The following is a 23574-nucleotide window of genomic DNA, read 5'->3' on the forward strand; positions in this document are numbered from 1 at the left end:
CTGTGACACGGCTGTGGCCGGAGCTGTGGCTTCCGTCACAGTCGCCCGGCGTCCGCCCTGATGAGGTGGCCGGATGCGCAGACCCCACCCCCGTCTCCTCGCCCCTGCCGCCGTCCTCCTCCTGGCCACGGCCTGCGGCACGGAGCACACGGCCACCGGCGGTGGAGCCGGCGCGACCGTCCCGGCACCCCGCGCCACCGTCACCGACCCCCCGGTGGACGGCGTCCGGATCACCTCGGTCACCATCCCCGCCGCCTCCCCGACCCCGTCCGCCACCCCGGGCTCGGTGCACGCGGACCGGCTGCCCGGCGACTCCGGCATCTCCGCCGCCTACCAGGTCGGCAACGACGGCGACGAGGCCATGACCTACACCGTGCTCTTCGCCTTCACGACGGACACCGGCGCGGTCATGGACACCACGGAGGTGACCGTGCCCGCGGTCGCGCCGGGCCGCAGCACGACCGGGACCGTCGACCTGGGCACGCTCGCCCCGGGCGCCTCCCCGGTGACCAGGGTGAAGGTCGAGAAGGTCAGCAAGGTCCCCGCCGCCGAGGCACCCGCCAGGACCGGCGCCTGCCCCGCCTCCGGTGTGCGGCTGTGGGCCGACGACGGCGACGCCGCGATGGGCCTGCGCGTCGTCGGACTCCACCTGGAGAACTGCGGAAAGCGGGACTACACGCTCGACGGCTACCCGGAGCTGAGCCTCCTGGACGACGACCGCGAGCCCGTCGACGGCATCCGCATCCTGCACGGCGGCGCCGCCATCGCCACGGGAACCGGCTTCGACGGCCCGCCGACCCCGCTGGTCCTGAAACCCGGCGAGACCGCCCTCTCCGGCCTGATCTGGCGCAACACGACGCTGGCGGGCACGGCGGTGAACGTGCCCTACGTCCGGGTCCTGGCGAAGCCGGGCGCCGCGCCCGTAATGGTCACCCCGGACCTGGATCTCGGGACCACGGGCAAGCTCGGCGTCGGCGCCTGGAAACGGGCCGAGAGCTGAGCGTTCCGCTCGAAGAGCCGCGATGCGTCGTTGTTCGTCCGCGGCTCCGTCGTGGCTGGTCGCGCAGTTCCTCCCCCAGCCTTCGGCCGGGGGACCCCCAGCGCCCCTTTGGGGCGCTGCCCCGCTCGCCCCGGGAGAAATTCCGCGCACCCGCCCCGCGTCCCCAGATACGTTGGAACCGCGAACAAGCGCACGACCAGTGCTTTCGCGCCCTTTCCTGATCCTTTTCGAGGCGACCCACCGTGTTCCTGACGATCACCACCACCGGCACCCCCGAACGCCCCGCGACCGACCTCGGGTTCCTGCTGCACAAGCACCCCGACAACGCGCAGACCTTCACCACCTCGCACGGCATCGCGCACGTCTTCTACCCCGAGGCGGACGCCGGGCGCTGCACGGCGGCGCTGCTCCTGGAGGTGGACGCGGTGGCGCTGGTCCGGCGCGGCAAGGGCAAGGGACGCGGCGGAGCACCCGACGCGGCGCTCGCGCAGTACGTCAACGACCGCCCCTACGCAGCCTCCTCACTGCTCGCCGTGGCGATCGGCAACGTCTTCTCCAGCGCGATGCGCGGCGTGTGCAGGGCCCGCCCCGACGCCCCGGCGCAGCCGAGGCCGTTGCGCGTCGAGGTGCCCGCGCTGCCCGCCCGCGGCGGCCCCGACCTCGTACGGCACCTCTTCGAGCCGCTCGGCTGGACGGTGACCGCCGAACCGGTCGCCCTGGACACCGAGTTCCCGGAGTGGGGCGACTCGCCCTACGTCGGGCTGGTCCTGGAGTCCGAGGCGCTGACCCTCTCCGAGGCGCTGCGCCACCTCTACGTCCTGCTCCCCGTCCTCGACGACGCCAAGCACTACTGGGTCTCCTCCGAGGAGGTCGACAAACTGCTGCGCGCGGGCGAGGGCTGGCTGCCCGGCCACCCCGAGCAGAAGCTCATCACCAGCCGCTACCTCTCCCGCCGCTGGTCGCTGACCCGGCAGGCGATGGAGCGGCTGGAGCTGGTACGGCTCGCCGAGTCCGACGACAGCGAGGTCGAGGAGATCGACAACGCGGTCGAGGAGGAGACGGAGACCGAGGAGAAGCCGACCCCGCTCGCGGTACAGCGCCGGGAGGCGATCCTCGACGCGCTCAGGCGCTCCGGCGCCGCCCGCGTCCTCGACCTCGGCTGCGGCCAGGGCCAGTTGGTGCAGGCGCTGCTGAAGGACCCGTCCTTCACGGAGATCGTCGGCGTCGACGTGTCGATGCGGGCGCTCACCATCGCCTCCCGGCGGCTCAAGCTGGACCGCATGGGGGAGCGGCAGGCCGCCCGCGTCAACCTCTTCCAGGGCTCGCTCGCCTACACCGACAAGCGGCTCAAGGGGTACGACGCCGCCGTGCTCAGCGAGGTGATCGAACACCTCGACCTGCCGCGGCTGCCCGCCCTGGAGTACGCCGTGTTCGGCGCCGCCCGCCCGCGCACGGTCCTCGTCACCACCCCGAACGTCGAGTACAACGTCCGCTGGGAGACCCTCCCCGCCGGCCACACCCGGCACGGCGACCACCGCTTCGAGTGGACCCGCGAGGAGTTCCGCGCCTGGGCCCACCGGGTCGCCGAACTCCATGGCTACGAGGTCGAGTTCACCCCCGTGGGCCCGGACGACCCCGAGGTCGGCCCGCCGACCCAGATGGCCGTTTTTGACATAAGCACGGCCACCGTACGCGTCGCGAAGGAGGCGAAGGCGGCATGACCGAGACACAGCGCACCGGACGGGTCCTCCCCGTCACCGACCTCTCCCTGGTCGTCCTCGTCGGCGCCTCCGGCTCCGGCAAGTCCACCTTCGCCCGGCGCCACTTCAAGCCGACCGAGATCATCTCCTCCGACTTCTGCCGGGGCCTGGTCTCCGACGACGAGAACGACCAGAGCGCCACGAAGGACGCCTTCGACGTCCTCCACTACATCGCAGGCAAGCGCCTCGCCGCCGGCCGCCGCACGGTCGTCGACGCGACCAGCGTGCAGCAGGAGTCCCGGCGCCAGCTGATCGACCTGGCCAAGCAGTACGACGTGCTGCCCATCGCCATCGTCCTCGACGTGCCCGAGGAGGTGTGCGCCGCACGCAACGCGGCCCGCACCGACCGCGCCGACATGCCCCGCCGGGTCATCCAGCGCCACATCCGCGAACTCCGCCGCTCCCTGCGCCACCTGGAGCGCGAGGGCTTCCGCAAGGTGCACGTCCTGCGCGGCGTCGAGGAGATCGAGTCGGCGACCGTCGTCACCGAGAAGCGGTTCAACGACCTGACCCACCTCACCGGCCCCTTCGACATCGTCGGCGACATCCACGGCTGCGCGAGCGAACTGGAGTCCCTGCTCACCAAGTTGGGCTACACCGACGGCGTGCACCCGCAGGGCCGTACCGCGGTCTTCGTCGGCGACCTCGTCGACCGGGGCCCGGACAGCCCCGGCGTGCTGCGCCGCGTGATGTCGATGGTCGGGTCGGGCAACGCCCTGTGCGTGCCCGGCAACCACGAGAACAAGTACGGCCGTCACCTCAAGGGCCGCAAGGTCCAGCACACCCACGGACTCGCCGAGACCATCGAGCAGATGGACGGCGAGAGCGAGGAGTTCCGGGCCCAGGTACGGGAGTTCATCGACGGACTGGTCAGCCACTACGTCCTCGACGGCGGGAAGCTGGTCGTCTGCCACGCCGGGCTGCCCGAGAAGTACCACGGCCGCACCTCCGGCCGGGTCCGCTCGCACGCGCTGTACGGCGACACCACCGGCGAGACCGACGAGTTCGGCCTGCCCGTGCGCTACCCGTGGGCCGAGGACTACCGGGGCCGCGCCGCCGTCGTCTACGGCCACACCCCGGTCCCGGAGGCGACCTGGCTGAACAACACCATCTGCCTGGACACCGGCGCCGTCTTCGGCGGCAAGCTGACCGCGCTGCGCTGGCCGGAGCGGGAGCTGGTCGACGTACCGGCCGAGCGGGTCTGGTACGAGCCGGCCCGGCCGCTGCAGACCGAGGCGCCCGGCGGCCAGGACGGACGTCCGCTGGACCTGGCGGACGTCCACGGGCGCCGCGTCGTCGAGACCCGGCACCAGGGCCGGATCGCGGTCCGCGAGGAGAACGCGGCGGCCGCCCTGGAGGTGATGAGCCGCTTCGCGGTCGATCCGCGCCTGCTGCCGTACCTGCCGCCGACCATGGCCCCGACGGCCACTTCGCACGTCGAGGGCTATCTGGAGCACCCGGCGGAGGCCTTCGCCCAGTACGCCGCGGACGGGGTCGCCCGGGTGGTGTGCGAGGAGAAACACATGGGCTCGCGGGCGGTGGCGCTGGTGTGCCGGGACGCGGAGGTCGCCCACAAGCGCTTCGGCGTCGCCCCCGGCCCGACCGGCTCCCTCTACACCCGCACCGGACGCCCGTTCTTCACCGACGAGTCGGTGACCGAGGAGATCCTCGGCCGGATCCGCGCCTCCATCGACGCGGCCGGTCTCTGGGACGAACTCGCCACCGACTGGCTCCTGTTGGACGCCGAACTGCTGCCCTGGTCGCTCAAGGCCTCCGGGCTGCTGCGCACCCAGTACGCGGCCGTCGGCGCCGCCTCCGGCGCGGTCTTCCCGGGTGCGCTCGCCGCCCTGGAGCGCGCGGCGGGGCGCGGTGTCGCCGTCGGCGAGCTGCACGACCGGCAGCGCGAACGCGCCGCCGACGCGGCCGCGTTCACCGACGCCTACCGCCGCTACTGCTGGACCACCGAAGGCCTGGACGGAGTGCGCCTCGCCCCGTTCCAGATCCTCGCGGTCCAGGGCCGCAGCCTCGCCGCGCTCCCGCACGACGAGCAACTCGCCCTCCTGGACCGGCTGGTGGAGCACGACCCCACCGGCATGCTCCAGACCACCCGCCGCCTGCACGTCGACACCGGCGACCCGGAGTCGGTACGGGCCGGCGTCGACTGGTGGCTGGAGATGACCGGCCGGGGCGGCGAGGGCATGGTCGTCAAGCCGGCCGGCGCGGTGGTCCGCGACCCGCAGGGCCGGCTGGTCCAGCCCGGCATCAAGTGCCGGGGCCGGGAGTACCTGCGGATCATCTACGGCCCGGAGTACACCCGCCCCGACAACCTCACCCGGCTGCGGGGCCGCTTCCTCAACCACAAGCGGTCCCTGGCGATCCGCGAGTACGCCCTCGGCCTGGAGGCCCTGGACCGCCTCGCGGACGGCGAGCCGCTGTGGCGCGTGCACGAGGCGGTCTTCGGGGTCCTGGCCCTGGAGTCGGAGCCGGTGGACCCGCGGCTGTGAGCGCGAGTCCCCGGCCGGCGGGAGGGTGAGCGCCCACTCTCCCGGACCTGCGCGTGAACTCCTTCGTGCGGGGCGCGAGTTTTGCATGCCGGGTTGCGGCGGCCTGGATAGGCCGGGAGCCGCCGTGCTACGTTCGCTGGCCAGTCAGTTGTACCGGCTCATGGGGGAAGGTCGGTGGAGACAGCGGCAGGAATGGGCGAGTTCGGGCGCGTGCCGGGAAGGGACCTGCTGTTCCGTCTGACAGAGGCGCTGTGTGAGCTGAGCTGTCTGGAGGACCAGGCCGAGCGAGTGGCCTTTGCCAGGGTGCTCTCGGACGAGCTGGACGTGCGGGTCGACCTGCGCGGCCGCAAACAGCGCGAGGATGTCGTCGCGCTGGCACGAGCAGCGTTGAACGCACCCGAGGGCGATCGCGTGCTGATCGACGTGGTGGCGGTCTTCGAGGGCTCCGAGGCCGCAGCGGAACTCGAGCAGTTGCTGGTCATGCTGGGCCGGAGCAGCCTCTCGCCGTCGCTGCCCGGTCCACTGACCCGGCGGGACACGGAATCCGCGCTCGTGCTTCTGGATGCTGTCAAGGAGAAGCTGTCCGCGATTCGATTACGGGACGGGCTCGCCGCCGAGTTGCACCAGGACCTGCCCATCGGCCTCTCCTCTCGTCAGCTCTTCGTGTTTGTGGCGGAGCTGAATGTGCAGCCCGACGGGATCCCGCCTGCGGTGCTGCTCATGGACCAGGCGGCTGAGCTGGTGCGGGACCCGGGCTGGCGGCACGCCCTGTCCGTATGGGCGGACGGGTGGGCGGAGCGCGGTGGGCTGCTCGGCGTCCTCGCCCACCGCCGGACCCGCCGGGCGGACACCACTGCCGACCCGACGATCCCCCGATGCCTGGTCGTGGCCGTCGAGCCGGCCAGGGACGGCTCCGGGGACGTCGTCGTCCGCCCCTGGACGAACACGGTTCCGGGACACTGGCAGCCCCAGCAGGCCGACCCCGAGACAACCACCCTCGAAGGCCTCGGTCAGGCCGTCGAACGTGCTCTGCGACGGGCGCTGCGGTTTGCCGGCGGCACCGAAGGCTCCTTGCACGACCGCAGCGAACCGACGCCCTACGTCGAGTTCGTTCTGCCCTACGACCTGCTGAACCACGATGTGGCCGGCCTGGCCGTCCGGTCGGGGGACGGGAACCCGCTGCGTCTGGGTCTGAAGTACGGAGTCCACCTGCGCAGCCTGGAGCGGATGCGCACCGACGACGTTCTGGTCCGGGCGCAGTGGCGCGAACGGTGGCACACACTGCAGCACCAGGGCATCACGGTCCACGGCTGGCGGGCCTCCGATCCCATGGGACTGGACGCCTGGCAGGCCACCCTCGCCGCCGAGCCGAGCTGTACGGCCGCGGTGCTCGACGCCCCAGACGGCGGGACCGCGACGGGGGCGCTCAAGGCGGCCATCGCGGAGGGGATCGGGCTCGCGGTCTGGGATCGCAGAGGCGAGTTCCCGGAGGAGCGGCGGGAAGTGGTGTCGGCCGTGTTCGCGGCCGTCCAGCAGTCGGCCCGGCTTCCCGCGGTCATTCACGAACTCAGACGCAGGGCCGAACTCAACGTGGCCGGACCGCAATTGGTGAGCAGGCACATCGCCTTCTTCTGGGACGACCCGAATCGGCTGGTGGACGTCCAGACCGCCGACTAGGGCCTTGAAGAGAGCCGAGGCATTGGGTACGCCGACAGCATGCAGTCCACCGACAGTGAGGAGACCGCGGTATGAGCGGGCCGGAAGCGGCGGCAGGAGAGGGCTGGCGCGTCTTCCACGCCACCGGAGCCACCCCGCGCGGGGCACTGCCGCGTCTGCACGTAGCACCACCGTGGCGCCGGTTCCGCGGCGAACCGGCACAGCCCCAGCCACCCGACGACGAGCAGGCTGCGCTGCGCCGCCTGGGTGTCGTCGATGCCATACCACAGCTGGACCCGGGCAGTATCGACATCGTCAACGCCGCCCTGTTGCTGCGCCGCCCGCTCCTCGTGACCGGCGCACCGGGCGTCGGCAAGTCCACGCTGGCTTACCTGATCTCCCGCGAACTGGGCCTCGGTCGAGTTCTGGAATGGAACATCGTCAGCCGGACGACTCTGCGCGACGGCCTCTACTCCCACGACGCGCTGGGCCGAGCCCAGGCGATCGCCGCCTGGCGGGCCGGGCTGCCCCCGGCTGCGACGGACCGCCCCGACGCACGGTCCGAGGAGAGCCAACCGTCCCCGGCCCTTGGCGACTTCATCACCCTCGGAGCCCTCGGTACCGCGCTGCTGCCGTACGAGCGCCCACGCGTGCTCCTCGTCGACGAACTCGACAAGAGCGACATCGACCTGCCCAACGACCTTCTGCACGTTCTGGAGAACGGCAGCTACGAGATCCCGGAACTGGTGCGGGACGCTGGGCAGAGCGCGCGGGTGCACATCGGCGATCCTGGAGGTTTCGCAGAGGTGCGGCAAGGGCGGGTGGAGTGCAGGGAGTTCCCCATCGTGGTCATCACGAGCAACGGGGAGCGGGAGTTCCCGGCCGCGTTCCGCAGGCGCTGCCTTCCGCTGGAGATGCCCATGCCGACGCGTGAGCAACTGCTCGCCATTGTGGAAAGCCAGCTTCGGGTGCGGCCCCCCGATGCCGAGGAACTCGTCGATCACTTCGTCCAACTCGTTAACGACGGCGGGACGCATTCGCTGGACCAACTCCTCAACGCCGTGCAGTTGACCAGTGCCGGCACCTTCCTGACCGACGCGGACGGGCGCAAGCTTCTGGACATGGTGCTCCGCGACCTGGCGAAGGGCCGCTGAATGGACGGCACGCCCCGGGAGCGTGCGCCCGGCGCCGGCCGTGACGACTCCGGGCCGGACACCAGCGTGCGTCCGGTGCCCGAGACATCACCGGTCGGCCCGGCCTCCCGGGAAGTGGTTCCGCACTGGGAGGAACTTGCCGATGCCGTCTGGCTGAGCGCCCACTGGGCCCGAGCGGGGCGCCCCACTGCGGCGGACACGCCTACCGGGCCGACGGGTCTCGGTCAGGGAGCCGACCGAACCGTGGTGTCCTCGTCATCCCCTGCCCCGTCGGACGGACAGCCCCCGTCGTTGGACAACGAGAGCGCCGTACCGCAGCCCTTGTTCACTCCCGACCCGGATGGACCGGACCGGATATGGCTCGGGCGCCCGACGCTGAGGCGGGCGGAGCGCAGCAGGTACGCGGCGAACCGACGTTCCGCCGGGCTGGCTCGCGCTCTGCACCGGCTGGCGCGACAGGTGCCGTCCCGCGACGCCGTGCAACTGGACGAAGAGGTCACCGCCGAGCGAGGCCTCCTCGACGAACTGTGGATGCCATGGTTCAGACCCGCCGATGCCACTGCCTTCGACCTGGTCATCCTCGTCGACGACGCTCCCACCATGACCGTCTGGGGTGACGAGACAGCCGACCTGTCTGCCGCCGCCGAACATTCCGGTGCCTTCCGGGCCGTGCGTACCGTGAAGGTGGACGTACCGGAGGCCGGAAGGCCGAGGCTGCGTTGGGGCACCTCACGGGTGACGGCGGATCCCGGCGAGATCCTCAACGGAAGAGGGGACCGCATCTTCCTGGTCGTCACCGATGGCCTGCGGCACGGCTGGGCCGGGCCTGCCGCCGACCGCCTATTGGACCGTCTGGGCCGGTCCGGCCCCACGGCTGTGGTGCACCTGCTGCCTCCGCATCAGCGTCACCGCTCTTCACTCCATCCGTACCAGGTCGCCCTGGAGGCGGGCGGATTCGGGGTGCCCAACAAAAGTCTCGCCCACCGGCCGCCGCTCGGGGGCCCTGATCCCCTGCGACCGCTACCGGATGTGGACGACTCCGCTCTCCTCGTGCCAGTCCTCTCTCTCAAACCCGGGTCTGTCTCCGCGTGGGCCGATCTCGTCACCGGGGACCGGGGGGTACGTCGTGATCTGCCTGTTCTCCTGGCGGGTACCCAGGCACACGCCGTGCCGTCGCCCGGCCTGCATGCTCCTTGCTCCCCACGCGCAGCCGTGCGCCGGTTCCTGACTCTGGCCAGCCCGGCCGCGCGCCGCCTGGCCACCCAACTGGCCGTCATCCCGTTTGACTTCGGACTCATGGAACAACTGCGGCGGCGCACGATGCCGGACACCGGACCCGAGCACCTCGCCGAGATACTGATGGGCGGGCTCATCGATTGGGGTGACGGCGCGACGGGCACGCCCGACTTCGCTGATGGTGTCCGCGAGGCGCTGCTGGCCACCACCACGCGCAGCCAGCTGGCCCGTACGGTAGGTGTGGTCAGCGAACTGCCCGCAGCCGGTGAACGGGGCGTCGCCCTGCGCGCCGCTCTGCGCAATCCGACCGTGGCCGCATTGCCCGAGCCGGCCGAGCGTGGCTGGGTCCGCAGTGAACTGGCCGTCATGCGGGCGCTGGCGGGACCTTACTCAGATCGAGCACGGCGCATCGAAGCGGATCACGGGCCCAAGAGCGGGCCGGACGGCGGCCGTCGAACGCCGCAGCCGACCATCGCTCCGGACCGCGCCGCGACCCCATCCGAACCGATCGACTCTGCGACGGAGGCACGGCCGGGCATGAACAGGCAGTCGGCGGCAACGCCAGCTCTTCTGGTGAACGTTCCCCTGCGGAACACGACGTTCGTCGGCCGTCAGTCGCTGTTGGGGGCCGTGGAGGATCAACTGGGTGCGCAGGACACCGCGGCCGTCCTGCCGCACGCACTGCACGGTATGGGCGGGGTCGGCAAGTCCCAGCTGGCGCTGGAGTATGTCTACACGCATCAGCACGACTACAAGGTGATCTGCTGGATCCCCGCCGAGCGCGAGAGCCTCGTCCTCGCGGGGCTGGCGACGTTGGCGGTTCACCTGGGCGTCGCTTCGACCGAGCGGGACAGCGTGGGCGTACCGGCCGCGGGGACGGCCGTGCCCGCGGCTCTGGAGGCGCTGCGCAGCGGGGTGCCCTACGACAACTGGCTGCTGGTGTTCGACAATGCCGAAGACGTGGAGATGGTGCGCGGTTATTTCCCGCCCAACGGCCCAGGGAAGATCATCGTCACCTCCCGGAACCGGGCCTGGGAACGTGTGGCCACCCCGCTGCCGGTGAACGTCTTCGAGCGACGCGAGTCCGTCGAACTCCTCCAGAAGCGCTCGCCCGACCTGTCGGCCGAGGAGGCCGACCGGTTGGCCGAGGCTCTCGGCGATCTCCCCCTTGCTGTGGAACAGGCCGGAACCTGGCACGCCGTGACGGGCATGCCGGTTCACGAGTACCTGGAACTGCTCGCGCAGCGCAGTCCGGAGGTGCTCGAACTCGATCCGGCTCCTGACTACCCGGTCTCCGTTGCCGCTGCGTGGGACGTCTCGTTGGAGCGGCTCCGGGAGAGCAACCCGGGAGCCCGCCAACTCCTCGACATCTGCGCGAGCATGGCCCCCGAGCCCATCCCACGGTCCATGTTGCGGGGCAACCGCGGCATCACCATCACACCCGAGATCGACCCGTTGCTGCGCGAATCCATCAAGCTGAACCGTGCCGTGCGCGATCTCAGCCAGTTCTCGCTGGTCAAGGTGGATCCGCGCTCCGACACCTTGCAGATGCACAGGCTCCTGCAGACGGTGCTGCTCGCCAAGCTGAGTCCCGAGGCCCGGGAGCTGAGTCGTGACGCGGTGCATCAGCTGCTGTCCGTCGCCAAACCGGGGCCCTACGGATCCTCGCTGGAGTGGCGCGCCTACCAGGCACTCTTGCCTCACATCCTCACCTCACAGGCAGTGACGAGCACCGACTCCTATGTGCGCGACCTGGTCCAGGACACGGTGTGGTTCCTCTACTACTGGGGTGACCACGCCGGTGCCGTCGATTTCGCGCGGGAGGCCTGGAGTACCTGGCTTGCGGCCTCCGGAGAGGAGAACATCCACGTCATCCGCATGACGAAGAGCCTGTCCTTCCTGCTGCGTCAGGTCGGTCAGGTCCCCGAGGCCATCACGCTCAGTGAGAAGGCACTGGAGGTGTCACGCCGGACGGAGGTCGAGCCCGAGGAACTGATCGACTCCCTCTCCGACCTGGCGGACGCTCATGGCTACCAGAGCCGTTTCCAGGAGGCGAATGAACTCGGTCAGGAAGCCACCGAACTGGCCCGCTCCCTGTTCGGACCCGACGACCCCATCACACTCCGCGCCACCCACGCCTGGGGCGTCGCCCTGCGCCTGTGCGGCCGGTTCACGGAGGCGCTTCGGCTGGACCAGGAGAACGTCCGGCAGCGTGAGCTCCTCTTCGGCCCGGCGAACTTCTTCACTCTCAACTCACTCAATGCCCTCGTTCTCGACACGCTGGAGGCCGGCGACCACCCGGGCGCCCGCGACTTCCAGGAGGACGTCCACCGGCGGGCGCGTACCGCGCTCGGTGAGAGAAATCCGCTCTCCATGCGTATAGCCCGCACCCTTGCGGTGTGCCGACGGCGAGAAGGAGCCCTCGAAGAAGCCGCCGACCTCTCCGAGTGGACGTTCCGCAACTTCGTCGCCCGCTATGGACCGGACCACTTCGACTCACTGCAGACGGCGAGCAACGTGGCCGTGGACCTTCGGCTGGCCGGGAACCTCGAGAGCTCCCGTCAACTGGCGGAGGACACGTTGCGGCGTTACCAACAGCGACTCGGCCCGGACCACGCGTACACCCTGCTGACCAAGGCCAACCTGGCTGCAACCCAGCGTGCGGCCGGTGCCCTGGACCAGGCGCAGGAACTGGAGGACGACGCGGCCCGAAGGCTCGTGGAGACGGTGGGACCACGTCATGTCATGACCTTGACCGTCGCCATAGGCCGGGCCAACACGGCTTACGGACGCCTGGACTTCGAGCTGGCACATGAGATCGACGCCGGCAACCTTCCGCTGCTCGCCGAGGTCGCGGGCGCTGAGCACCCCCTGACTCTGTCGTGCACGGCCAACCTCGCCCTCGACCTGCGTGGCCTGGGCCGTGGCGCGGAGGCGGACGAACTGGAGCGCAGGGCGGTCGACGGTTTCGGGCACGTGGTTCGTGCCGGACACCCGTGGCTTGTCGCCGCTCGCCGTCGCCGCCGTATCGAATGCGACCTTGCTCCTCTTCCGGTCTAGACGAGACCGCGATGACAGACATCGGGAAGCAGGGGCTTCCCCAGCCGAGAGAGAGGGCCTATGTCGACGGTTGTCCTCATCCACGGGACCGGGGTGCGCCGATCGGGTTTCTCCGCGCTGGCGGGACAGGTGACGGCCGGACTCACCGCGGTCCGCGACGGATTGCGCTTCGTGCCCTTCTACTGGGGTGGCACGCACGGAGCCAGGCTCGCGGCCGGGGGAGCCAGCCTCCCCCCGGAGGCGGGCGCCGACCGCGGGACAGGGCAACTGCCTCTCGCACCGGCCGCCGACGATGATGTGGCCGCCTGGTCGGTACTCTTCGCCGACCCCGACGCCGAACTGGCCTTGGCGGCTGCAGGAGCGCGGCACGCCGTCGAGCGGCCACCCGGATCGGTACTCCCGGAACAGCACATCCAGGAACGCCTGAGCGCCTTGGCGGTTCACAGCGGTGACATCGTGGCCGGGCAGGCGGCCGCTCTCGCACAGGCCGCGTCTCTCCTCAGCGCCAACCCCCTGCTCGGCCCGGCGGCCGAGGTCCTCGAACCGGACGACCTCGCGGTCACCGTCGCCCGGTCGCTGGTCGCCAGGATGATCGCCATGGCCCTCGACTCCGGCGACCCTGTCCTGCCGGACGGTCGTGGCCGCGAGGACCTGGTCGACCGAGCCGCACAGTATCTCGGCGCTTCCGCGCAGGGCAGTGAACGCGGCCTGCGTACGCGCTTGTTGCGGGCAGCGGGGTCCGTTGCGTCCAGGGCTGTGGTACGGCGTCGTCACGCTCTCACCCAGGCAGCACATCCGGCAGCCGGAGACGTACTGCGTTATCTGTGCCGGGGTGAACCCGTCCGCGCCGACCTGCGCGCGCTGGTGGCCGACCTCGAACCCCCGGTGGTACTGATCGGTCACAGTCTCGGCGGCGTCATTGCGCTCGACACCCTGATTGGCACGCCGTTGCCGCAGGTCAGGCTCCTGGTGACGGTGGGCTCGCAGGGGCCGTTCCTGTACGAGTCCGGCTCCCTGCCCTCGCTCACCCACCCCGAACCGCTGCCATCCCACTTCCCCGGCTGGCTGAACGTATACGACCGGCGCGACGTGCTGAGCTATCTTGGCGCAGGCCTCTTCCCCGGAAGCGTCACCGACGTGGCGGTCGACAACGGGCAACCCTTTCCCGCCGCGCACAGCGCCTACTGGACGAATCCGGCTCTGTACCGGCTGATCGCGGAGTGTCTGCCATGAGCGGCTCGGATCACACTCCGCCGGTCGTCGACCCCACCCGGGTACATGCCCTGATCGTCGGCATCGAGGCGTACGAGGCCGGACCCGCCTGGGACTTGCCCGGCCCCGCACGCGACGCCGTCGCGTTCCACAGGCTGCTCCGGGCGGCCGGAGTGCCGGACGCCCAGTTGCACCTCCACCTGTGCCCGTTGCCGGTCTTCGAGGCGGGCGTACGGCACCGCCCCGCCGACCAGGCCACGCTTCGGCGCACCCTGGTACGCGAACTGCCCACCGCTCGAGGCGAGATCCTGTGGGTGTGGTGGGGTGGGCACGGTGTCCTCGACCGGGCGGGACACCTCCGCCTGTTCTGCGCGGACGCCACCACCGACGACAAGGTCTCCATCGACCTGGGGTCCGCTCTCGCGCGGTACGCCAGTGACGCCGTCCCCGGCCTGGCCGAGCAACTGTGGATCGTGGATGTGTGCGAGACGTTCGAAGAGGCCCTCGCCTTTCGTGATCCGCTGCCGTCCGAGGGCCTTCCCACAGGTCGGCGCACCTTCACCCATCGGCAGACCCTGCTGCGGGCGTCGGGGCGCGGGAGACGAGCGGCCAACGACCCGGTGCGGGCCACCGGCCTCCTCTCGGAAGTCCTTCTCGACCTGTTGGCGGGCCGCGCATCCGTGTTGCCCGCGATCCCTGACACGGAGGAACTGTTCACCGCCGTACGGGAGCGGATCTCGGTGCTACGGGAATCCGGACGGACCCAACAGCAGCCCGAGATGGAACTCCGCAGTCCTGAGCGCACCGAGACCGTACAGGGGGCGGTTGACGGACCGCCGCAGGAACAGCGACCGGATTCTCCGCTGGGACGCGCGGTAAAAGCGCTGCTCGCCTATCCGCTGATGGACGACCCCGCCGAACGACAGACCGTCGTGGCCGCGTTGGATCCCTCGATCGTGGGGACATTGCCCCGCCACAGCAAAGCGCGTACCGACGCCACCGGGATCCTCTCGGCGCTCGCCCGCCGCCGTCCGGAGTCGCTGTGGGAGCTGTACGACGCCGTGTCGTCCCTCGACGACGACCCCGAACGAAAGTCCGAACTCGCGGCAGCGCTGCACCATTTGACCCACGCGCCACGACCTGGCGGGGGCACCGGCCGCCGTGTGCAATGATCTGGCGGTCGCCGGGCCTCACACAAAACCGGCCACCTCATGTGCCACCATGAACCACGAAGGGGGGAGACACCTTGGAACAGTGGACCGCTGTGCACGATGCCGAAGCGGCTGTCCCCGAGCCGGCCCCCGTTGCCGGTAGCCGTGCCTGGGAGTCGGATCTCGCGGATGTCGCGTCGTGGCCCTTGACTTCCGTGGACGGCCTGGCGCCGCTCCCGCCGACCGCGCGTCTGCTCACCGAGGTCCTCCGCGCCCGCAGCAGCATGCGGGGCGGGGGCGAGGGAGGCCCCGGCGGCGCCCGGGCCGAATAGAGTGCCTGGTGCAGCAGCCCTGACGAGCTTTCTTTGTGCCCCGGCTCCTTGATGCCCGAACCCGCGACTGGAGGTCCTGGTTCATGACCGGCGAGCCCCGCCAGGCCCCGTTCCGCATGGCTGAGCGGCTGTTCGCGGAACTGGCCGCCGGAGGCGGCTCCCCGGAGGCGGTCGGCTTCCTGGAGCGCGGAGAGCGGGCGCGTCGGCTGTTGCTCCTGCGCACGCTGTTGGATGGGCTCGGCCCGGTGCCCACGCCGTTGTCCTCGGCCTCCGAGGCCTGGCGTGTTCTCAAAGATGCGGCCGAGCGGGCGCCAGGACCGGTCGACGGCCTGCTGCTCGCCCCGGCGACCGGCGGCTGGATTGCCCACCTGCTGCGGCGGCTGCACGGCAGCGCGGAAGGGCCGCCGCTGTGGGCGGAGGCCGGGTACTTGTGTTCCCTGGCGATCTCGGCGGCGCTGCTGGCGGGCACGGAGGCGGACCTCCTGGTCCCGCTCACGGACGGCGCGCTACGGCTGCCGGGCCTGGGGATGGCTCGGCTGGCCGGGGGAGAATCAGGCGTGTCGGTCGGTCGGGCCCGTGCCGGGCGAGGGGAGCTGACCCTCGAATGCGGGACGGCCGAAGTCCCCTCGACTCCGGCCCCCCTGACGATCCGTCCGGCCACGGCACCGCTGACGGGCACGGGGAGTCACCGGACGGCCCCGGCCCCCTCCTGGCTGCCTCTCCGCACGCTCACCCACTTCACCCCTTCCGGTCCCGTCGCCATCCCCCTCGATGACCTTGACCCGTACCGCGACCTCGACGACCCGCTGCCGCCCACCCGGCTCGATCATGCGGAGGCCGAGGCCTGGCAGCGGTTGTTCGAGGAGGCTGCCGTGGTGCTGGGGGAGTCGGGCGGCACGGGGCCGGGGCGGCTCGATCCTGCCCGGATCCGCGCAGTGGTGCCCTTCGGTCGCACCAGCATCCAGCCGCCCGCCTCACCGACCGTCCAAGTCTCCGCGTCCAGCGGGGACGCCTTCGGTGCGATGGTGATCGCCCGCCCCTCCTCGGCCTTCGCCCTCGCCGAAACCCTCGTCCACGAGTTTCAGCACAGCAAACTGGCCGCTCTCCTCCATCTCTTCCCGCTGATCGACGACGACCGGGAGGAGCGTTACTACGCCCCGTGGCGCGCCGACCCGCGACACCTCACCGGTCTGCTGCACGGTGCCTACGCCTTCACCGGAGTCGCGGGCTTCTGGCGGGACCGCCTCTCCTCTGCGCCGGACGCCGGGGCGGCCGAGACCGCCGGCTACCACTTCGCGCTGCGCCGCCTGCAGAGCCGACTCGTCGTACGCACCCTGCTGACCAGCGGACGTCTCACCCTGCAGGGCCGGGCTTTGGTGACCGGGCTTGCACGTACTCTGGACGGCTGGCTGCGTGAGTCCGTCCCACCGGCCGCCCTTCGCCGGGCTCGTACAGCGGCCGCACTGCACCGCACCGAGTGGCGACTGCGAAACGTCGTGCCGACGCCGGGTTCGGCGTACCCGGCGGAAGGCCCCCGTCTCCGTCCCGACCGCACCACATGGCCGGACGTGCGCACCCATGTGTTCGCCACCCGGCCACCGGCGCCGCACACCGCCGACGAGCACCTCGCTGCCGGTGATCCCGCTGGTGCTCTGTCCCGCTACACCGACGCCCTGGCCGCCGACCCCGCCGAACCGCACGCCCTGGCCGGCTGGATGGTCGCCCGCGCCACGCTCCACCCCGGCCGCACAGCCCGGCATATGCTGGCCCGCCCGGAACTTCTCCAGCCGCTCCCCAGCAGTTGACCCTCAGGTCACCAGCCGCAACCGCCGCGCGCACGCCCCCACCCGGACCGTCTGCCCCCACGTCAGCTCCAGGGCGTCGGTCTCGATGCCGTCGCCGAAGGCGATCAGGCGGTCCGACTCGACCGTGAGGGTCAGGGCCGCCGAGGCCGTCAGCTCGCCGGCGACCAGGGAGGTCCCGGTCGCCGGCGAGGGCCAGGCCTCCCGGACGAACCAGAGGAGGCGGTCCTCCGAGGGGGCGGGCAACGGGAGCCGGGCGCCGCGCTCCTGCCACACCGAGCGCAGCCAGCCGGTGGCCCCCGTGCCGGTGCCCACCAGCACCCCGGAAGAAGCCTGGGCCTCGACGACACCCCCGTCGTCCTCGAGGCCCAGGCGGTATCGGGCGGTCTGATGACCGGCGGTACCCAGATAGATCTCGTTGAGCGCCACGAGCCGCTGCGTGTCGTCGGTGACCGCCTCGACCATCGTCAGCTCGTCGGCACCCGTCGCCGTGGCCGTGACCGAGGCCAGGAGTACGGCCGCCTGCTCCGGCCGGTGCCGTACCAGGACCCCCGGGTTGCGGCCGGGGTCGGTGTCGATGCCGATCACCGGCTGGCCGTCCAGGTACTTGGCCACGTTCGCCACCAGCCCGTCCTGGCCGACCACCACGACCACGTCCTCGGGCGCGAACAGGAAGCGGTCCAGGTCGGCCCGCTCGACCCGGGCCTGGCGCCAGGCCAGCGGCACCGCCGAGGTCACCTCGGCGAGCGCCCGCCGGGTGCGCCGGTGGCGTTCGGCGACCTCGGCCATGTCCCGGCCCCGGGAGGCGAGGAAGAAGGCGGCCTGGCCGTGCGTGCCGTGCCGGGCCACCAGCTCCTCGTACTCCGTGGTCCGGTGGACGAGCACGGCCCGCGGCGCGAGGCTCACTCCCGCTCCCCGCCCAGCCTGGCGAGCAGCCCGGTCAGCACGTCCGGCGACACGGTCACGCTGTCGATGCGCGGCAGGTTCTCGGCGAGCCGGGCGCCGGTGAGGGCATGCAGCGTGGCCACGTCCGCCTCGCCGTGCACCCGCAGCCAGGCCGCCTGCGCCGCGGCCCGCGCCTCGCCGACCTCCCGCGCCCCCGCGGCCTCGGCCCGCGCCAGCGTGACCGACCGGGCCGCCTCCGCCTCGCCCAGCTTCACGGACCGGGTCGCCTCCGCCTCCGCCAGCCGTACCGTGCGCGCCGCCTCGGCGTCCGCCAGCTTCACCGTCCGGGTCGCCTCCGCCTCCGCCCGCACCGCGTCGGCCGCCGCGTGCTCCTCCGCCTCGCGCCGCGCGTTGGTGCCCCGCTGCTCGACCAGCTGTTCCTCGCGACGGGCCAGTTCGATCTGGCTCGCCAGCTCGTTCTCGGCGATCGCCCGCTCCCGCTCGACGGCCACCGCGCGCCGCTCGTACGTCGCCCGGTCGGCCTCCTGCTGGATCTGCTCGCGGGCCGGGGTGCGCAGCGCCCGCTCCACCTCGGGCTCCGGCCGCAGCGCCATCACCCGGACCGCCACCACCTCGATGCCGGTGGCGGGCAGCCGCGGTTCCGCCGCCAGGCCGGCCGCGACCCGCTCCCGGACCACCGCCACCCCGTCCACCAGCGCCTCCGCCAGCGGGGTGCGGGCCAGCGCGTCCAGCGCGTGCTGCTGCGCCGTCTCCGTCAGCAGGGTGCCCAGCTGTTCGAGGGGGGTGCCGCGCCAGACACCGGTGTCCGGGTCGATGGAGAAGTCGAGTCGGGCGGCCGCCACGGCCGGGTCTCCGACGCGGTAGGTGACGGTCGCCTGGACCGCCACGTCCTGGAAGTCGGCCGTACGGGCATGGAAGGTCATCGCCAGTTCACGGTCGTCGACCGGGACCTCGGAGATCGCCGCGGTGAGCGCGCGGAACCAGAAACTGAGCCCCGGTCCGTCGTGCAGCAGCTTCTCGCCCCGGTGGTGTCTGACGTGCGCCGTCGGCGCGCCGCGCAGATGGCGCCAGCCCAGGCGCCGGGTGATGTCGGCCATCGGATCCGCCCCCTCGTTTTTAGAGTCAAGATGACCATAATCTTGGGTCGTGTTTGTCGTCAAGAGGACGAGAACAAGAATCGGTCGAGCAGGGGGTGAACCCGGTCGTCGATGGTCAGGATGGAGGCATGGGATTCCACGTCGACTCCGAGGCCGGGCGGCTGCGCCGCGTCATACTGCACCGGCCGGATCTGGAGCTCAAAAGGCTCACCCCCAGCAACAAGGACGCCCTCCTCTTCGACGACGTCCTCTGGGTGCGCCGGGCCCGCGCCGAGCACGACGGGTTCGCCGACGTGCTGCGCGACCGCGGGGTCGCCGTCCATCTCTTCGGCGACCTGCTCGAAGAAGCGCTGGAGATCGAGGCCGCCCGCACCCTCGTCCTGGACCGGGTCTTCGACGAGAAGGAGTACGGCCCCCTCGCCACCGACCACCTGCGCACCGCCTTCGAGAAACTGCCGGCGCGCGAGCTGGCCGAGGCGCTGGTCGGCGGCATGACCAAGCGGGAGTTCCTGGCCGCCCACGAGGAGCCCACCTCGGTCCGCTTCCACGTCATGGACCTCGACGACTTCCTCCTCGAACCGCTCCCCAACCACCTCTTCACCCGCGACACCTCCGCCTGGGTCTACGACGGCGTCTCCATCAACGCCATGCGCTGGCCCGCCCGGCAGCGCGAGACCGTGCACTTCGAGGCGATCTACCGGCACCACCCGCTCTTCCGTGGCGAAACGTTCCACGTCTGGTCGGAGGGGCAGGCCGCCTACCCCTCCACCATCGAGGGCGGCGACGTCCTGGTCATCGGCAACGGCGCGGTCCTGATCGGCATGAGCGAGCGCACCACCCCGCAGGCCGTCGAGATGCTCGCGCACAAGCTGTTCGCGGCCGGCTCGGCGCAGACCATCGTCGCCCTGGACATGCCGAAGCGGCGCGCCTTCATGCACCTCGACACCGTGATGACGATGGTCGACGGCGACACCTTCACCCAGTACGCCGGGCTCGGCATGCTCCGCTCGTACACCATCGAACCGGGCACCGGCGAGAAGGAGCTCAAGGTCACCGACCACCCGCCGGAGCACATGCACCGGGCGATCGCCGCCGCCCTCGGCCTCAGCGAGATCCGGGTCCTGACCGCCACCCAGGACGTGCACGCGGCCGAACGCGAACAGTGGGACGACGGCTGCAACGTCCTCGCCGTCGAACCCGGTGTCGTGGTCGCCTATGAACGCAACTCCACCACCAACACCCATCTGCGCAAGCAGGGCATCGAGGTGATCGAGATCCCGGGGAGCGAACTGGGGCGGGGGAGGGGCGGGCCGCGGTGCATGAGCTGCCCGGTGGAGCGGGATGCCGTGTGACATGTGACGCATGACGCATGACGCGTGACGCGTCACATGTGACATAGCACAGAGGTCGCCCCAAGAGGCCTGTATAGAAATGTGGAACATCGTATAGACTTCCAAGGTTCCCGAAGCCGACCCCAACCGCTGGAGCGCCCCCATGGCGACTGTCCCGACCGCCCTCGCCGGCCGCCACTTCCTCAAGGAGCTGGACTTCACCCAGGAGGAGTTCCGCGGGCTGGTCGAGCTGGCCGCCGAGCTGAAGGCGGCCAAGAAGGCCGGGACCGAGACGCAGTACCTGCGCGGGAAGAACATCGCGCTGGTCTTCGAGAAGACCTCCACCCGCACCCGCTGCGCCTTCGAGGTCGCCGCCGCCGACCAGGGCGCCGCCACCACCTACCTCGACCCGGCCGGCTCGCAGCTCGGGCACAAGGAGTCGGTGAAGGACACCGCCCGGGTCCTCGGCCGGATGTACGACGCGATCGAGTACCGCGGGCACGGCCAGGGCGTCGTCGAGGAGCTGGCCGCGTTCGCCGGGGTGCCCGTCTACAACGGTCTCACCGACGAGTGGCACCCCACCCAGATGCTCGCGGACGTGCTCACCATGACCGAGCACAGCGACAAGCCGCTCACCGACATCGCCTTCGCCTACCTCGGCGACGCCCGCTACAACATGGGCAACTCCTACCTCGTCGCCGGCGCCCTGCTCGGCATGGACGTCCGGATCGTCGCGCCCCGGCTGCTGTGGCCGGACGACACCATCGTCGAGCTGGCCCAGCAGCTCGCCGGCGCGTCCGGCGCCCGGATCACGCTCACCGACGACGTGAAGGACGGGGTGCGCGGCGCCGACTTCGTCGCCACCGACGTCTGGGTGTCGATGGGCGAGCCCAAGGAGGTCTGGGACGAGCGCATCGCGCTGCTCGGGCCGTACGCCGTCACCATGGACGTGCTGCGCGCCACCGGCAACGCCGACGTCAAGTTCCTGCACTGCCTGCCGGCCTTCCACGACCTCGGCACCGTCGTCGGCCGGGAGATCCACGAGCGGCACGGGCTGACCGAACTGGAGGTCACCGACGAGGTGTTCGAGTCCGAGCACTCGGTCGTCTTCGACGAGGCCGAGAACCGGATGCACACCATCAAGGCGGTCCTGGTGGCCACGCTCGCCTGACCAGCCCTGTTCATTGGCCCCTATGCTGTGCGGCGGCCCGGCACCACCCCTCGCCGGGGCCGCCACCGCGACCGACCCCGGATCGCACCCGCACCACCAGAAACGAGCACCACCCGCATGCCCCGCATCAAGTCCCCACACCTCCTGGTGGCCGAATCAGGCGCCGACCGGGAGGGCCACGGCCTCCGCCGCACCATGGGCCTCTTCCAGCTGATCTGCTTCGGCATCGGCGCGATCGTCGGCACCGGCATCTTCGTCGGCCTTTCCGACTCGGTCGCCCAGGCCGGCCCGGCCGTCGTCGTCTCCTTCGTGCTCGCCGCGATCACCTGCGTCTTCACCGCCCTCTCCTTCGCCGAGCTGGGCGGCGCGATCCCGGTCTCCGGATCGTCGTACTCCTTCGCCTACGCGGGACTCGGCGAGTCCACCGCGTTCCTGGTCGGCTGGTGCCTGCTCCTGGAGTACGGCATCTCGATCTCGGCCGTCGCGGTCGGCTGGAGCCAGTACGTCAACGAACTCCTGCACAGCCTCACCGGCCTGCAGCTCCCGCACGCCCTGTCCGCGGGCCCCGGCGACGGCGGGATCGTGAACCTGCCCGCCGTGATCGTCATCGCGATGGCCGCCGTCCTGCTGGTGCGCGGGGTGCGGGAGAGCGCCCGGGCCACCGCCGCGATGGCGGCCGTGAAGCTGGTCATCCTGCTCGCGTTCTGCGTGATCGGTTTCAGCGCCTTCAAGGACGGCAACCTCGTGCCGTTCTCCCCGGCGGGCCTCGGCGGCATCGGCGCGGGCACCACCGCCGCGTTCTTCTCGTACATCGGCTTCGACGCGATCACCACGGCCGGCGAGGAGGCCAAGAACCCGCGCCGGGACATCCCGGTCGCCATCCTGGTCTGCATGGGCGTGGTCACCCTGCTGTACTGCGCGGTCGCGCTGGCCGCCATCGGCGCCATCGGCGGCGACCAGGTCGCGGGCCGGCCCGCCGCCCTCTCCTACGTCGTCAACCAGGTCACGGGGTCCACGATCGGCGGCGGTGTGATCGCCTTCGGCGCGGTCGTCGCCATCGCCTCCGTCGTCCTCGCGGTGATGTACGGCCAGACCCGCATCCTCATGTCCATGTCCCGGGACGGCCTGATCCCGCGCGTCTTCGAGAAGGTCTCCCCGAAGACCGCCACTCCGGTGGCCGGCACCCTGATCGTCGCGGCCGTCTTCGCACTGCCTGCGGCCTTCGCCTCGCTGGACGCGGTGATGAACCTGTGCACCATCGGCACCCTCGCGATCATGGCCGTGGTGAACATCGCGGTGATCGCCCTGCGCCGCCGCGCACCGGCCCTCGCCCGCACCTTCCGGGTGCCGCTCTACCCGGTCGCCCCGCTGCTGGGCGTCGGCTTCTGCCTCTACCTGATGTACGAGACCGGGTGGACGACCTGGATCCAGTTCGCCGTCTTCCTGGCCGTGGGCCTGCTGGTCTACGTCGGCTACGGCCGCCGGAACTCCACGCTGGCCACCGCCCGGCCGGCTACGCCGGACGCCACTGACGCGGTACTGCAGGAAGCCTGAACCACACCGCCTTGCCGGACGCGGTGGGGCGGTGCCCGCAGGACGAGCTGAGGGCGCGGATCAGCAGCAGGCCGCGCCCGCCCTCCTGCATGGGGTCGGGCTCCTCGATCACCGGGCGGGTGAGATGCCCGGGCGGCGCCGGGTCCGGGTCGTGCACCTCGACCTTGCAGCCCCCCGGCACCAGCTCGACGACCAGCTCTATCGGCCCCTTGCCGGCGGTGTGCTCCACGGCGTTGGCGACCAGTTCCGCGGTGAGCAGTTCGGCCGTGTCGGGGTCGGCCGCGTGGTCCGCCTCCTCCATCGCCGTGCGCACCAGGGCACGGGCGACCGGCACGGCCGCGACGGTGTGCGGCAGCGCGATACGCCAGGAGGCGGCGGAAGGTGGTTCGTACACGGCGATTCCGTTCATGGCGCAGGCGATCACTGCTTGTCCTGCTTTCAACTGTAGGAATGGTACGGGTCCCGTCCCGGACGCTGTCGGCGCCCCCCTGACGGGACCTTCGTCCCGGTAACGGGTGGCTTACCCCGCCGGTGGGCCCGTCTCGCACATCCGGCTCCGCTGTTACCGCGTTATTGACGCGCCGTGACCTTGTGACGCCGTAGAGACGCGGTACATACGAAAGAGCCCCCGGAATCCGGGGGCTCTTT

At 71.2% G+C, this 23574-nt stretch carries 15 protein-coding genes; 12 read left to right on the forward strand and 3 right to left on the reverse strand.

Annotated elements, in window-relative coordinates:
* Positions 1-73: 73 nt before the first annotated feature.
* The 9 genes from ABT137_RS43750 (at position 74) to ABT137_RS43790 (ending at position 16870) form a co-directional block, all read left to right on the forward strand.
* Positions 74-1000, forward strand: coding sequence for a DUF4232 domain-containing protein (locus ABT137_RS43750; protein WP_351717979.1), 927 nt, complete (start codon positions 74-76; stop codon positions 998-1000).
* 242 nt (positions 1001-1242) lie between these two features.
* Positions 1243-2721, forward strand: a complete 1479-nt coding sequence (locus tag ABT137_RS43755; RefSeq protein ID WP_351717981.1) for a 3' terminal RNA ribose 2'-O-methyltransferase Hen1 — start codon at positions 1243-1245, stop codon at positions 2719-2721.
* Positions 2718-5264: a polynucleotide kinase-phosphatase gene (locus ABT137_RS43760; protein WP_351717983.1), complete on the forward strand. Its 2547-nt coding sequence runs from the start codon at positions 2718-2720 to the stop codon at positions 5262-5264. The genes ABT137_RS43755 and ABT137_RS43760 overlap by 4 nt, the downstream gene beginning before the upstream one ends.
* A 174-nt stretch (positions 5265-5438) precedes the next feature.
* Positions 5439-6941: a VMAP-C domain-containing protein gene (locus tag ABT137_RS43765; RefSeq protein WP_351717985.1), complete on the forward strand. Its 1503-nt coding sequence runs from the start codon at positions 5439-5441 to the stop codon at positions 6939-6941.
* Between the two features lie 71 nt (positions 6942-7012).
* On the forward strand, positions 7013-8074 hold the full coding sequence (locus ABT137_RS43770; RefSeq protein ID WP_351717987.1) for an AAA family ATPase: 1062 nt from the start codon (positions 7013-7015) through the stop codon (positions 8072-8074).
* Positions 8075-12370, forward strand: coding sequence for an FxSxx-COOH system tetratricopeptide repeat protein (gene fxsT / locus ABT137_RS43775; protein ID WP_351717989.1), 4296 nt, complete (start codon positions 8075-8077; stop codon positions 12368-12370). It abuts the gene before it with no gap.
* 60 nt (positions 12371-12430) lie between these two features.
* Positions 12431-13603 carry an alpha/beta fold hydrolase gene (locus tag ABT137_RS43780; protein ID WP_351717991.1) on the forward strand — a complete coding sequence of 391 codons (1173 nt, stop codon included), beginning with the start codon at positions 12431-12433 and terminating at the stop codon, positions 13601-13603.
* The gene (locus ABT137_RS43785; protein WP_351717993.1) at positions 13600-14754 is read left to right on the forward strand and encodes an effector-associated domain 2-containing protein; all 1155 of its coding nucleotides are present in this window, start codon (positions 13600-13602) and stop codon (positions 14752-14754) included. The genes ABT137_RS43780 and ABT137_RS43785 overlap by 4 nt, the downstream gene beginning before the upstream one ends.
* A 394-nt stretch (positions 14755-15148) precedes the next feature.
* Complete coding sequence (locus ABT137_RS43790) at positions 15149-16870, forward strand: HEXXH motif domain-containing protein (RefSeq protein WP_351717995.1); 1722 nt, start codon at positions 15149-15151, stop codon at positions 16868-16870.
* A gap of 3 nt (positions 16871-16873) precedes the next feature.
* Here the strand turns inward: ABT137_RS43790 and ABT137_RS43795 are convergent, their stop codons facing one another.
* A complete protein-coding gene (locus tag ABT137_RS43795) occupies positions 16874-17773 on the reverse strand; it encodes a hypothetical protein (protein ID WP_351717997.1) in 900 nt (299 codons plus the stop codon).
* Complete coding sequence (locus tag ABT137_RS43800) at positions 17770-18870, reverse strand: SPFH domain-containing protein (RefSeq protein ID WP_351717999.1); 1101 nt, start codon at positions 18868-18870, stop codon at positions 17770-17772. Before ABT137_RS43800 ends, ABT137_RS43795 begins: the two co-directional genes overlap by 4 nt.
* A gap of 128 nt (positions 18871-18998) precedes the next feature.
* Here ABT137_RS43800 and ABT137_RS43805 point away from each other — a divergent pair, with 128 nt between their 5' ends.
* From ABT137_RS43805 to ABT137_RS43815, 3 genes are all read left to right on the forward strand, one after another.
* Positions 18999-20222: an arginine deiminase gene (locus ABT137_RS43805; RefSeq protein WP_351718000.1), complete on the forward strand. Its 1224-nt coding sequence runs from the start codon at positions 18999-19001 to the stop codon at positions 20220-20222.
* 142 nt (positions 20223-20364) lie between these two features.
* On the forward strand, positions 20365-21372 hold the full coding sequence (gene argF, locus ABT137_RS43810; protein WP_351718002.1) for an ornithine carbamoyltransferase: 1008 nt from the start codon (positions 20365-20367) through the stop codon (positions 21370-21372).
* A gap of 117 nt (positions 21373-21489) precedes the next feature.
* Entirely contained in the window at positions 21490-22926 is a 1437-nt protein-coding gene (locus tag ABT137_RS43815) for an amino acid permease (RefSeq protein ID WP_351718004.1), read from the forward strand.
* Here the strand turns inward: ABT137_RS43815 and ABT137_RS43820 are convergent.
* Entirely contained in the window at positions 22886-23335 is a 450-nt protein-coding gene (locus ABT137_RS43820) for an ATP-binding protein (protein ID WP_351718006.1), read from the reverse strand. The genes ABT137_RS43815 and ABT137_RS43820 overlap by 41 nt on opposite strands.
* Positions 23336-23574: the final 239 nt, after the last annotated feature.

Source organism: Streptomyces sp. NPDC001980, assembly GCF_040296885.1.
Taxonomy (GTDB): Bacteria; Actinomycetota; Actinomycetes; order Streptomycetales; family Streptomycetaceae; genus Streptomyces.